Source organism: Kitasatospora fiedleri (assembly GCF_948472415.1).
GTDB classification, from domain to species: Bacteria; Actinomycetota; Actinomycetes; order Streptomycetales; family Streptomycetaceae; genus Kitasatospora; species Kitasatospora fiedleri.
Genome location: NZ_OX419519.1, coordinates 7146123 through 7158736 on the forward strand (window position 1 = coordinate 7146123; position 12614 = coordinate 7158736).

A 12614-nucleotide genomic window follows, 5' to 3' on the forward strand; every position below is an offset into this window, starting at 1 on the left:
CACCGGAGCGGGAGCGGGGGCGAGGGCGGCGGCGGGTACGGCGTTCCGGTCGCGGTCGCGGTCGAGGCCCCGGACGCGGTCGCGGTGCGCGGCGAGCACCTCCTCGTAGTGCCGGATCAGCTGGTCGCCGACCGCCTCCCAGGTCCGGTCGGTGACCTCGGCCCGGCCCGCCGCGCCGTACCGGGCGCGCAGTTCGGCCGAGCCGGCGAGGTCGGCGACGGCGCGGGCGACGGCACCCGCGTCGCGCGGGGCGACCAGCAGCCCGGTGCGCCGGTGGCCGACCAGGTCGAGCGGGCCGCCGACCGCCGGGGCGACCACCGGTACGCCGCTGGCCATCGCCTCCTGGATGGTCTGGCAGAAGGTCTCCAGCGGGCCGGTGTGCACGAACAGGTCCAACGAGGCGAAGCAGCGGGCGAGTTCGGCTCCCGTGCGGCGTCCCAGGAACACCGCGCCGGGCATCGCGGCCCGCAACGCCGGCGCGCTCGGGCCGTCCCCGATCACCACCACCCGCACGCCGGGCAGCCGGGCCGCCTCCGCCAGCAGGTCGACCCGCTTCTCCGGGGCGAGCCGCCCGACGTACCCCACCAGCACCTCGCCGCCGGGGGCCAGCGCACGGTGCAGCGCCTCGTCGCGGTGCTCCGGGTGGAAGCGCGCCGAGTCCACGCCGCGCGCCCAGATCCGGACCTGGCGCACCCCGTGCGCCGTCAGGTCCTGCGCGGCCGGGGTCGACGGCGCCAGGGTGCGGGCGGCGGCCCGGTGCACGGAGCGGATTCGCGCCCAGGCGATCGCCGAGCCGACACCCCGGCCCATCCGGTACGCCTGCGCGTACCCCGCCAGGTCGGTCTGGTACACCGCCACGGTCGGCAGGTCCAGCCGCTCGGTGAGCCGGGCGGCCCGGGCACCCAGGATGAACGGGCTGGCCAGGTGCACCACGTCCGGCTGGTGGGCGGTCAGCGCGGCGGCCAGCCTGCGGCTGGGCAGGGCGATGCGCACCTGCGGGTAGCGGGGCAGCGGCACGGACGGGACGCGCACCACCGGCAGCGGCTCCCGGTCCGGGCCGAAGGACTGCGGCGGGCAGTGCGCACCCCGGGCCGGGGCGGGGGTGATCACCAGGGGCTGGTGGCCCCGCCGGACGAGGTGCTCGGCAGCCCTCAGCACGCTGTGGGCCACGCCGTTGACCTCGGGCGGGAAGGACTCGGTGACGATGGCGACTCGCATGCCAACGTTGTTGCCAACCCGGACGTGCGGGCAGCCAAAGGGATCTTTCGCGCAGACGAACGTCTGCCGCCATTTCCGCACAGGTGTGTGAATGCGGCGGCCGGGCGGCCCCCGGCCCCGGCCCGCGCGGCCGATGGGACGGGGGGCGGGGGGCGGACCCGAGGTCAGGACTGGAGGTGGGCCAGCAGGCGTTCCAGGTCGGCCGTGGTGACCGCGCCGCCGGCGAAGCTGACCAGGCGGCGGACGGGAACGGAGGCCATCATCCGGGCCAGGTCGACGCCCAGGCCATCGCCGCCGGCCCCGCCATCGGCCCCGCTGTCGCCGGTGCCCTGGGGGAGGGGCAGCAGGGCGCCGAGCGTCTCGGCCGCGCCGGGCCGGGCCATCACCTCGCCGAGCGTGGAGTCCAGTGTCAGCGGCAACTCCAGTTCGTCCCCGGCCAGTTCGACGCCGGCGGTGGCCCGCGGGTCGCGGCTGGACGCGGCGGCCAGCACCTCGTACCCGCCGCCCTCGACGATCCAGCGTCCGGCCCGGGTGTCCCAGTACGCCAGGTCGGCGCGCGGCAGCAGGACCTCGACGCGCCCGCTCGCGCCGGGCTCCAGGGTGATGGTGGCGTGGCCCTTGAGCTCCCGCGGCGGGCGGACCAGGGCCGAGCCGGGCTTGGCGACGTAGAACTGGACGACCTCACGCCCGGCCCGCCCGCCGGTGTTGGTGACCGTGACGGACGCCCGGATGCCCTCCGCGTCGGCGGCCAACTCCAGCCCGTGGTAGCGGAATTCGGTGTAGGACAGGCCGTGCCCGAACGGGAAGGTGACCGCGATGTCCCGGGCGTCGTACCAGCGGTAGCCGACGAACAGGCCCTCGCCGTACGCGACGTGGCCGTGCTCGCCGGGGAAGTCCAGGTAGGCGGGGGTGTCCTGGAGCCGGACGGGGACGGTCTCGGTGAGCCGGCCGGACGGGTTGACCCGGCCGAACAGCACGTCGGCGAGGGCGCCGCCGGCCGCCTGGCCGAGCAGCGCGCCGTCCAGCAGGGCGGGGGCGGCGGTGACGGGGGCCAGTCGCAGCACGCCGCCGTGGCTGAGGACCACCGCCGTGCGCGGCTGGACGCGGACCACCTCGGCCAGCAACTCCAGCTGCTCGGCCGGAAGTTCGATGTGCTCGCGGTCGAAGCCCTCGGACTCCTGGTGGGCGGCCAGCCCGAGGAAGAGCACCGCGGTGTCGGCGGCGGCGGCCACCGCGACCGCCTCGGCCCGCAGCGCGGCGGCGTCGCCGGTGCCGTCGGTGGTGAAGCCCGGTGCGTGGACCACCTCGGCCGCCCCGGCCAGGGCGCGGATCTCCGCCAGCGGGACGTCGAGCCGGGTCGGGTTCACGTGCGAGCTGCCGCCGCCCTGGTAGCGCGGCTCGGTGGCGAACGCGCCGAGCACGGCGAGCGGACGCCCGGCGGTGAGCGGCAGCACGGGCGTACCGTCGACGGGGTCGTTCTTGAGCAGCACGACGCAGTGCGCGGCGACCCGGCGGGCCAGCGCGTGGTGCGCGTCCGGGTCGAACGGGCCGACCGGCAGGGCGCGTCCGGCCCGGGCCCGGGCGGCCAGCGCGACCGTCCGGGCGGCGGCCGCGGCGACCGCGTCGGCGTCCAGTGCGCCGGCCTCGACGGCCGCGACCACCTGCGCGTCAGTGGTGCCGCCGGTGCCGGGCATCTCTAGGTCGAGCCCGGCGGCCACCGAGGCGACCCGGTCCTGGACGGCGCCCCAGTCGCTGACCACCGCCCCGTCGAAGCCCCACTCGCCGCGCAGCACCTCGGTGAGCAGCCAGCGGTTCTCGGCCGCGTAGGTGCCGTTGATCCGGTTGTACGCGCACATCACCGTCCACGGCTGCGCCTGCTGGACGACCTGCTGGAACGCCCGCAGGTAGACCTCGCGCAGCGGGCGGGCGGCGACGTCCGAGCTGGAGCGCATCCGGTCGTGCTCGGTGTTGTTGGCGGCGAAGTGCTTGAGCGAGGCGCCGACGCCGGTGCTCTGGAGGCCGCGCACCCAGGCGGTGGCGAGGGTGCCGGTGAGTCGGGGGTCCTCCGAGTAGTACTCGAAGTTGCGGCCGCAGCGCGGGTCCCGCTTGATGTTCACACCCGGGCCCAGCAGCACGTCCACGCCCAGCGCCCGGCCCTCCGTGCCCAGCGCCCGGCCGACCTCGGCGACCAGTTCGGCGTCCCAGCTCTGGCCGAGGCCGACGGCGGGCGGGAAGCAGGTCGCCGGGCGGCTGGCCGCGAGGCCCAGGTGGTCGCTCTCCCCGGCCCGGTCGTCCTGGAGCCGCACGCCGTGCGGGCCGTCGGTCAGCGTGAGGGCCGGGACGGGGCCGACGGCCTTGGTGGTCCAGAAGCCCGCCCCGCTGCCGAGCGCGGCGCGCTCCGCGAGCGAGAGGCCCGCCGACGCGGCGGCGAGGTCGGCGGGGTCGGTCGAGTCGGTGGAGTCGGTGGGGTCGCTGGGGCTGGTGGAGTCGGCGGGGCCGAGAGCGGTCACGGGGGTCTCCTCGGGGAGTGCGGGGCGCGCCGGTGCGGGGCGGCGGCCCGGGCGCTGCCGGGGACGGTCGGCCACCCTGCCGAACACAAAAACAGTACGACATTCGGTTTTCGTGTCACAAGCACCGCGACCAGGTCACTTCCCGTGGCGGACGGTGGCGTAGAGTCGTCCGCATGGCTCGACCACGTGGCTCCTACGCGAAGGGCATCGCCAAGCGCGAGGAGATCCTCGACACCGCGCTGGAGATCGTCGCCCGGGTCGGCTACAGCCGCGCCACCGTGCGCGAACTGGCCCAGGCCGTCGGCCTCAGCCAGACCGGTCTGCTGCACTACTTCGGCAGCAAGGAACAGCTCTTCGTCGAGATCCTGCGCCGCCGCGACCTGGTCGACCTGCGGGCGGCCACCGGGGCGGCCACCGGGGCGAGCGGCAGGGCCGACGGGAGCGGCGCGGGTGGTGGAAGAGGCGAGGACGGCGCAAGCGGCGAGGACGGCGGAAGCGGCCGGGAGGACGCCGGGTTCCCGCCCGACCTGGTAGGTGCGCTCGCCGCGCTCCAGCGGCACAACGCCGAAGTCCCGGGCCTGGTCCAGCTGTTCTCGCGGCTCTCCGCCGAGGCCGTCGAACCCGACCACCCCGCCCACGCCTACTTCCGCGACCGCTACCGGGACGTCCGGGCGGGCGGCGCCGAAGCGGTCCGGGCGAGCCAGGCCGCCGGGGAACTGCCCGCGGGCATCGACGCGGACCGCCTCGCGGTGCTGGTCTTCGCGCTCGTCGACGGGTTGCAGATGCAGTGGCAGTACGATCCCGAGATCGACATGGCCGAGCAACTCTCGTACTTCTGGCGCCTGTTGGGGCGGTGACACTCGACCGCCGGTCAGGACGGCCGGTGGCGGACCCGGGCCGCCAGCAGGGCGATGTCGTCCTCGGCGTCGTCCGGGGCCAGGGCGGCGAGGGTGCCGTCGAGCAGGGAGTCGAGGGGGCCGTCGGCGGGGAGGCGGAGCGCGGAGAGGCGGGCGAGCGAGACGTCGATGTCCTCGCCGCGCCGTTCGACCAGACCGTCGGTGTACAGCAGCAGGGCGTGGTCGGCGCGCAGCTCGACGACGGTCTGCTCGTAGCCGCCGACGCCGGTGCCCAGCGGCGGGCCGGTCGGCACCTCGATCAGCTCGGTGGCGTGCGGGGTGAGCAGGGCGGGCGGCAGGTGCCCGGCGCTGGCGAGGGTCCAGCGGGCGCGGGCCGGGTCGGCGAGGGCCAGCACGCAGGTCGCGGGCCGGGCGTTCTCCTGCTCGGCGATCAGCGCGTCGAGCTGGCGCAGGATGCGGTGCGGCGGCAGGTCCATCGCGGCGACGTAGCGCAGCGTGGAACGGTAGTTGCTCATGTCGACGGCGGCCTCCACGCCGTGCCCCATCACGTCGCCCATGGCCAGCAGCGTCCGCCCGAACGGCAGCCGCACCGTCTCGTACCAGTCGCCGCCGACCACCGAGGCGATCCCGGACGGCAGGTAGCGGGAGGCGAGTTCGAGGTTGGGGTGCGGGCTGCCGGGCTCGGCGAGCAGCGCCCGCTGGAGTTCCAGGGCGGTGTCCTGCGAGCGGGCGTAGCGCCGGGCGTGGTCGAGGGTGAGCGCGGCGCGCCCGGCGATCGCGGCGAGCAGCTCGGTGTCCTCGTCGGTGAACCCGAGCGAACTGCCGTGCGCCCGCGCCAGGGTGAGCACGCCGATCGGACGGCCGCGGGCGGTCAGCGGGACGGCGAGCAGGCAGTCCACCCCGGCACTCCGGCAGGCGGACAGGGCGGCCTCGTCCGGGACCAGCGCCGCCAGCTCCTCGGCGGACAGCAGGTTGGCCGCCACCGGACGGCCCTCGGCGAGCGCCCGGGCGGCCACCGAGCCGGGCCGGTGCCGCACCGCCTCACCGACCGGGGCGGACGCCGGCGCGCCGTCCTGGTCCGGCCCGCCGGCGGTGGCGGCCCGCCGCAACCGCAGCCGCGACCGGTCCCGCTCCCGTTCTCGCTCCTGGTCCCGCCCCCGCCCCCGCTCCGGGTCGGCGTCCGGGCGTGGCGCGACGGTGCCAGGGCCGACGGTGCCGGGTGCGGTGGTGCCGGGTGCGGTGCTGTCGGGCGTGTCGAGCGGCAGGACGTCGACCAGGGCGAGGGCGGCGAAGCCGGGGACGGCGAACGCGGCGAGTTCCGCGCAGGTGGTGTCCGGGTCCAGGGTGGTGCCGATCCGTTCCGAACCGGCCTCCAGCAGGGCGAACCGGGCCCGGACGCGTTCGAGCTCGGCCCGGTGGGCGTCGGCGCCGCCCGGCAGGACGACCAGCACTCCGGTCGGCGCGCCGCCGACCTCCAGCCGGCGGAAGTCGGCGGGCCGCCCGGCGAAGGTGCCCGAACGCGGTCGCCCGTCGGCCAGGACGCGCGGGACGGCAGGGTCCGGCCGGTCGGCGGCCCGCCCCAGGACGGCCGTCGGCGACACGCCGGTGACCTGCTGGAACGACGTGTTCAGGTAGCGCCAGCGCAGCTCCGCGTCGAGCACCGCCACCGCCACGGGCAGCTGCCCGAGCAGGGCGCCGGTCAGCGCGTCGCGATCCACCCGCAGGGCCGCGGAGGCGGTCGTGAGCAGCGAATCCGTCGAGCTGTCGCCCGCCGACTCGGGCCGCACCCGTGATCCCTCCCTCACCACGTCCCCGTGGAGCCGTCGGCGGGCCCGGCGCGCCTTCGTCCCGCGCAGCCCGGTGTCCCGCCTCCCGGGTGATCCGCACCCGGGGACCGCACCCTACTCGGCGAACCCGCCCCGATCCGAACCCGACACGGTGCGGGCGTCCGTCGGGGCGGGGTTTTCGCCGGGCTCGACCGTTCTCCTGGCCGTCCCGCCGGCGGATTCGGACCGCCCGGGGGCGCTCGGCGGCGTCCGGGCCCGCGGCGTGTCCCGGTGGCTGCGGTGCCCGTCGCGGTCGGCCGCGGTGCCCGTGGCGGTGGACGGTCGGCCGGGCAGGGAGAATGGACCGTTCGATCCCCTGCCGCAGGAGAACCCGTACCGTGACCGACCAGCAGCACCCCGCCCCGACCGGCCGTCGACTCGACCTGCTCGCCGACTGCTCCGCCTGCTTCGGCCTGTGCTGCGTCGCCCTGCCCTTCGCCAAGTCCGCGGACTTCGCGGCGAACAAGAACGCGGGCACGCCCTGCCGCAACCTCCAGGCCGACAACCGCTGCGGCATCCACACCGAGCTGCGCGGGCGCGGCTACCAGGGCTGCACGGTGTTCGACTGCTTCGGCGCCGGACAGAAGCTCTCCCGGCACACCTTCGGCGGACGCAGCTGGCGCGAGGACCCGGACACCGCCCGGCAGGTGTTCGAAACCTTCCCGGTGATGCGCCAACTCCACGAACTGCTCTGGTACTTGACCGAGGCGCTGGAGCTGCCGAAAGCCCGGCCGGTGCACCCCGAACTGCGTCGGGCGCTCGACGGGATCGAGCAGCTGACCGGGCGGGACGCCGCCGCACTGCTCGCCGCCGACGTCCCCGCGATCCGGGCCGAGACCAGCGAACTCCTGCTCAAGGCCAGTGAGTTGACCCGGAACGCGCTGCCCGGCAAGAAGCGCAACCACCGTGGCGCCGACCTGATCGGGGCCCGCCTGCGCGGCGCGGACCTGCGCGGGGCCAACCTGCGCGGCGCCTACCTGATCGCGGCCGACCTGTCCGGTGCGGACCTGCGTGACGCCGACCTGATCGGCGCGGACCTGCGCGACGCCGACCTGCGGGGTGCCGACCTGACCGGGGCGCTGTTCCTCACCCAGTCCCAACTCAACGCCGCCAAGGGCGACTCCACCACCCGCGTCGGCGCCGCGCTGGCCCGCCCCGCGCACTGGTGAGACCCGCCGGGAGGACGGGAGGGGACGGGAGGGGAGGACGGGGAGAGCGCGGGAGGGGGAGCGGGAGGGCCTGGAAGGGGGGCGTGCGGGGCGCGCGTGGGCCCCTGAATCGGGATTAATTGCCTGCGGTCCGGGCGGAACCGGGCGTATGGTCATGAACTCCCCGACGCGAGAGGAGGATCATCCGCGATGGGAATGTTCAAGGACGCACCACCCAGCGCACATCCGGACTTCACCCACCTGCGGTTCATGGCCGCCGGCACGCCCTCGTGGTGGAAGCGCAACCGCCACAAGACGCTCGGCGTGGCGGGCCTGCTGGCCGGCTTCTGGCTGGCCAGCCACTACAACACCGCAGCCCCCGCCGCTTCCTGCACCCCGACCGCCACCACCGCCACGTCCAGCCCCCAGGGCGCGGCCGTCGCCGAACGCTGAACGGCCGTTCGACGGCGGCCGCGCCGACAGGTGGGGCGGGGCCCGGCGGACCGTCGGTCCGGACGCGTCACCTGCCGCCGTCGCGCAGCGCGGTGAGCGTCGCGTCCAGCTCGGCACCGGAGTCGCGCGGGCGGTTGTAGGGGAGCCTGCCCAGCAGCGAGCCCATCGCGCAGGTGTTGCTGACGGCCGAGAACAGCAGGCCGCCGCCGACCGCGGCCGACACCCAGCGCACCCCCGGGGCGGCGACGTCGACGACGAGGCCCGCCAGCACCAGCGAACCGGCCACCAGCCGGACCTGCCGGTCCATCGCCCAGCGGCCCGGCCGGCCCGGCACCCGGTCCAGCGCCCCGCCGTTGGCCGCCCAGGCGGCCGTGCCGCCGCCGACGAGCAGTGCCGGCACGCCGGCCGCCGCCAACTGCTCACAGGCGTGCAGCGCGCGGGCGCCGGACGCACAGGTGACGGCCAGCTCACCGCGTCCGGCGGCGGCCCGCAGCGCGGGCACGGCCTCCGCCAGCCGGTCGAGCGGCACGTTGTGGGCACCGGGGATGTGGCCGCCGGCGAACTCGCCGGGCGAACGGACGTCGATCACGGTCAACCGGTGCAGGCGGGGCTGGAGCTGGTCGACGGTCAGGGGCGTGGTCATCGGAACGGGTGAACCCTTCGGGAGGAGACGGCCCGGCGCGTACGGACGGCCGGGAGACAAGGGGGAGGGGGAGGCGGGCGGGGCGGGAGACGCGTGGCCGTACGGGGACGGCGGGCGCGGGGTGCCGGAACGCGGCGTCAGAGCACGGCGTCCACCAGCATCAGGGCGGCGACGGCGAGCAGCGCACCGGCGAACAGCCGTTGCAGCGTGCGGCCGGACAGTTTCGCGGCGAGCCGCTTGCCGTCCCAGGCGCCGAGGACCGCCGCGGCGGCGAACGGCCCGACCGTCGACCACGGCACCTCGGCGGCCCCGCCGATCCGGGGCAGCAGCGCGGCCAGCGAGTTGAGGGTGATCACCAGCAGGCTGGTGCCGACCGCCTCGGCCATCGGGAAGCCCAGGAAGGACACCAGCGCGGGCACCGCCAGGAACCCGCCCCCGACCCCCAACAGTCCGGTCGTCGCCCCCAACCCGGCCCCCGCGCACGCGGCCCGCCGCGCCGGGCCCGCGACCCGCGCCGCCGGCCCGGAGCCCGCGACCCGCGCCGCCGGCCCGGAGCCCGCCGGACGCGGACACCGCGCGGGGCTGGTCCCGGTGGGGGCTGCCGCTGTTGTGGTGACGGTCCCTGCTCCGGCGCTGCCGGGCGCGCTCGTGGTGCCCGGGGTCCGAGCTGCCGGTTCGGAGACCAGCGGGAGCGGGAAGGGCCAGAGGTGCACTCCCGTGGGGGCTGCGGCCGTTGCGGTGGCAGTCCCTGCTCCCGTGCCGTCGGGTGCCTGAGTGGTGCCCGGGGCCCGGGCGGTCGGTTCGGAGAGCGTCGAGGACGGGAAGGGCTCGGGGCGCACTCCCGTGGGGGCTGCCGCCACTGCGGTGGCCGGCACGAGCTCCGCGACCGCCGCCGATCGGCGGGCTGTGGGCAGCGCCCGTGCAGGCTCCGGGAGGGTACCGTCGTCGGGGCTGTCGTCGTCGGATGCCCGTCGTCCGCCCGCCAGCATCCGCCAGGCGGCCAGGCCGGCCAGCAGGGCGAACGCGGTGGTCAGGGCCGGGGCGGGCAGGTGGCGGGAGAGTGCGCCGCCGAGGGTGGCGAGCGGGAGGCCGGCCGCGCCGAACAGCAGCCCCTCGCGCCAGCGGACGCGTCCGGCCCGGGCGTGGGCGACCAGGGCGGTGAGCGAGGTCGTGGCGACGATCAGCAGGCTGGCGGTGGTCGCGGTGCCGGGGGTCAGCCCGATCAGGTAGATCAGCGCGGGGACGGCCAGCATGCTGCCGCCGCCGCCGAGGCCGCCGAGCGCCAGGCCGACCACCGCTCCGGCGGCCAGCGCCAGCAGGACGGTGCTCATGCCACGCCGTCGCAGCGACATCCGTCCTGGTGCGTGGGCAGTCCGGCCTCCCACCAGGCGCGCATCCCGCCGACCACGTTCACCGTCGGCACCCCGCACGCGTTCAGCAGTTCGGCGGCCCGCTGCGAACGGTTGCCGGACCGACACACCGCCAGCACCAGCCGCCCACCACCCGCGGCCCGGACCGCCTCGACGCCACTGTCATCGCCATCGCCGAAATCGCCGCCAAAGTCGCCGAGCGGGACGAGGAGCGCGCCGGGCGCGTGCACCTCGGCGTGCTCCACGGGCTCGCGGACGTCGAGCAGCAGCGCCTCGCCCGCGGCGACCAGGCGGTGCGCCTCGGCGGGGTCGATCTGCTCGGGCGCGGGCGGCTGGGGGGACCGGGCCACGTTGTCCTCCTGGGGTGGCGAGGCGGTGCGCGAGGGTGTTCCGACGGGTTCCCGGACGGCGGGCCATCCTCGGGAAGATACCGGCGGGGTATACCGTTGGACCCGAGCATATACCCCCGCCCGTATCAACCGGTCAGGCCATCGGCGGGAAACCGCCTGCAAGGATACCCCCATGGGTATCTAAACCCGTAGACCCGGACGCGGTATCCGCCCGGCGCAGGAGACCCACCCCACGCAGAGAAGAGGACTCCGTGTTCTTCGCCCAGTACTACCTCGACTGCCTCTCCCAGGCTTCCTACCTGATCGCGGACGAGACCACCGGCCGCGCCGTGGTGGTCGACCCGCGCCGGGACGTGGACGAGTACCTCGCGGAGGCCGAGGCCCGCGGCTTCACCGTCGAGGGCGTCATCAACACCCACTTCCACGCCGACTTCCTCTCCGGCCACCTCGAACTCGCCCACCGCACCGGCGCCTGGATCGGCTACGGGCGGCGCGCCGAGACCGAGTACCCGATCCGCGGGCTCGCCGACGGCGAACGGATCGGCCTCGGCGAGGTCGTCCTGGAGATCCTCGAAACGCCAGGCCACACCCCCGAGTCGATCAGCGTCCTGGTCCGCGAGCGCGCCGCCGACGCCGTCCCGTACGGGGTGCTCACCGGCGACGCGCTGTTCGTCGGCGACGTCGGCCGCCCCGACCTGTTGGCCTCCGCCGGTGTCACCGCCGACCGGCTCGGCCGGATGCTGTACGACAGCGTCCAGCGCAAGCTGATGTCCCTGCCGGACGAGGTCCGGGTCTTCCCCGCGCACGGCGCGGGTTCGGCCTGCGGCAAGAACCTGTCCACCGAGCGGCAGTCCACCATCGGGCAGCAGCGCGCCACCAACTACGCCTGCGCGCCGATGACCGAGGACGCGTTCGTGGCCATCGTCACCGCCGGACAGCCCACCGCCCCCGGCTACTTCGGCTACGACGCCGACCTCAACCGCCGCGACCGCGAGCTGTTCGACGCCGCCGCGCTCGCCGGCCCGCTGGACGCCGGGGAGTTCCTCGGCCGCCGGGCCGACGGCGCCGTCGTGGTCGACGCCCGCGACCCGCAGGCGTTCGCCGCCGGACACCTCGCCGGGGCCGTCAACGTCCCCGCCGCCGGGCGCTTCGCCGAGCAGTCCGGCACCGTCCTCGACCCGGCCTGGCCGCTGCTGGTGATCGCCCCCGAGGGCCGCGAGCGGGAGACCGTCACTCGGCTCGCCCGGATCGGCTTCGACCGGGTCGCCGGCTACCTCGCCGACCCCGAACGGGCCTTCCGCGCCGCGCCCGACCTGACCCGCCGGGCCCCGCGCCGCACCGTCGCCGACTTGCGCGCCGAACTCGCCGGTGCCGAAACGCCGTTGGTCGTCGACGTCCGCGACGAGGGCGAGCGCGCGCAGGGGCACGTCCCCGGCTCCGTCCACCTCCCGCTCGCCGAACTCCCGCACCGCCTGGCCGAGATACCGCAGGACCGCGCCGTCGTCGTGCACTGCGCCGGCGGCCACCGCTCCTCGATCGCGGCCAGCCTGCTGCGCCACCACGGCCACCCGCGGACCTCCGACCTGCTCGGCGGCTACGCGGCCTGGGCCGCCGCCCGGCACGACGCGGGCTGACGTTCCCCGGGCGCGGCCGGGCGGGGTCCGTTCACCGGCGGGCCGGAGGAGGAACCGGAAGAGGAATGCGCCGTCCACCGGTGAGGTTGATACGGGCGGGGGTATGAGCAGGGCGTCACGGCGCGGGTCACGGTGCACCGGCACCGCCCGATCCGCGCCACGGAACCCGGGGTGGGCGGCGGACGGCCGCCCGCCGAGGACGAGGAGGAGTCCCGATGCAGGTGGACGACGAGGCCGTCGGCGCGGTGCTGAACCGGCTGCGCCGGGCCCAGGGTCAACTGGCAGGCGTGATCGCGATGATCGAGGCCGGACGCGACTGCAAGGACGTCGTGACCCAACTCGCCGCCGTGTCCAGGGCCCTGGACCGCGCCGGGTTCAAGATCGTGGCCAGCGGCATGCGCCAGTGCCTGGCCGAGGCAGAGGAGGGCACCGCCCCGATGACCGAGGCCGAGTTGGAGAAGCTCTTCCTGGCCCTCGCCTGAGCCCGGGCGGTCGAACGGACCGGCGGACGGGCGGGGTGCGGGGTGCCGGGTGCGGTGCGGGGTGCCGGGTGCGGTGCGGGTACGGAGGCCGGCCGACGGGTGTACGACAGGCGTACGACGACG

9 protein-coding genes and 3 pseudogenes are annotated in these 12614 nt (G+C 76.1%); 5 read left to right on the plus strand and 7 right to left on the minus strand.

Annotation, left to right across the window (positions count from 1 at the left end):
- Positions 1–72 precede the first annotated feature (72 nt).
- Both QMQ26_RS32445 and QMQ26_RS32450 read right to left on the minus strand, forming a co-directional pair.
- Positions 73–1218: pseudogene (locus QMQ26_RS32445) on the minus strand (glycosyltransferase family 4 protein); the annotation flags it as partial.
- A 164-nt stretch (positions 1219–1382) separates the two neighbouring features.
- On the minus strand, positions 1383–3728 hold the full coding sequence (locus QMQ26_RS32450; protein ID WP_282203749.1) for a glycoside hydrolase family 3 C-terminal domain-containing protein: 2346 nt from the start codon (positions 3726–3728) through the stop codon (positions 1383–1385).
- Between the two features lie 173 nt (positions 3729–3901).
- On the opposite strand from QMQ26_RS32450, the gene QMQ26_RS32455 reads away from it, so the two are divergent.
- Positions 3902–4585, plus strand: a complete 684-nt coding sequence (locus QMQ26_RS32455) for a TetR/AcrR family transcriptional regulator (RefSeq protein ID WP_282203750.1) — start codon at positions 3902–3904, stop codon at positions 4583–4585.
- A gap of 14 nt (positions 4586–4599) precedes the next feature.
- Here QMQ26_RS32455 and QMQ26_RS32460 read toward each other — a convergent pair whose 3' ends face one another.
- Positions 4600–6372 (minus strand): SpoIIE family protein phosphatase, encoded by a 1773-nt coding sequence (locus QMQ26_RS32460; protein WP_282203751.1) that lies wholly within the window; start codon positions 6370–6372, stop codon positions 4600–4602.
- A 377-nt stretch (positions 6373–6749) separates the two neighbouring features.
- Between QMQ26_RS32460 and QMQ26_RS32465 the strand changes: the two genes are divergently transcribed.
- Both QMQ26_RS32465 and QMQ26_RS32470 read left to right on the plus strand, forming a co-directional pair.
- Complete coding sequence (locus QMQ26_RS32465; protein ID WP_199847181.1) at positions 6750–7580, plus strand: pentapeptide repeat-containing protein; 831 nt, start codon at positions 6750–6752, stop codon at positions 7578–7580.
- Positions 7581–7769: 189 nt separating this feature from the next.
- Positions 7770–8012: a hypothetical protein gene (locus QMQ26_RS32470; RefSeq protein WP_282203752.1), complete on the plus strand. Its 243-nt coding sequence runs from the start codon at positions 7770–7772 to the stop codon at positions 8010–8012.
- A gap of 67 nt (positions 8013–8079) precedes the next feature.
- On the opposite strand, the gene QMQ26_RS32475 is transcribed toward QMQ26_RS32470, so the two are convergent.
- The 4 genes and pseudogenes from QMQ26_RS32475 to QMQ26_RS32490 all read right to left on the minus strand — a co-directional run bounded on the left by QMQ26_RS32475 (position 8080) and on the right by QMQ26_RS32490 (position 10375).
- Positions 8080–8655 (minus strand): rhodanese-like domain-containing protein, encoded by a 576-nt coding sequence (locus tag QMQ26_RS32475; RefSeq protein WP_282203753.1) that lies wholly within the window; start codon positions 8653–8655, stop codon positions 8080–8082.
- Positions 8656–8792: 137 nt separating this feature from the next.
- Positions 8793–9230: pseudogene (locus QMQ26_RS32480) on the minus strand (TSUP family transporter); the annotation flags it as partial.
- 132 nt (positions 9231–9362) lie between these two features.
- Positions 9363–10007 (minus strand): annotated as a pseudogene (locus tag QMQ26_RS32485) (sulfite exporter TauE/SafE family protein); the annotation flags it as partial.
- Complete coding sequence (locus QMQ26_RS32490; RefSeq protein WP_282203754.1) at positions 9983–10375, minus strand: rhodanese-like domain-containing protein; 393 nt, start codon at positions 10373–10375, stop codon at positions 9983–9985. The gene QMQ26_RS32490 and the pseudogene QMQ26_RS32485, both read right to left, overlap by 25 nt.
- A gap of 251 nt (positions 10376–10626) precedes the next feature.
- Here QMQ26_RS32490 and QMQ26_RS32495 point away from each other — a divergent pair, with 251 nt between their 5' ends.
- Together QMQ26_RS32495 and QMQ26_RS32500 are read left to right on the plus strand one after the other, a co-directional pair.
- Entirely contained in the window at positions 10627–12009 is a 1383-nt protein-coding gene (locus QMQ26_RS32495) for an MBL fold metallo-hydrolase (RefSeq protein ID WP_282203755.1), read from the plus strand.
- A gap of 215 nt (positions 12010–12224) precedes the next feature.
- A complete protein-coding gene (locus QMQ26_RS32500) occupies positions 12225–12491 on the plus strand; it encodes a metal-sensitive transcriptional regulator (protein ID WP_282203756.1) in 267 nt (88 codons plus the stop codon).
- The last annotated feature ends 123 nt before the right edge of the window (positions 12492–12614 follow it).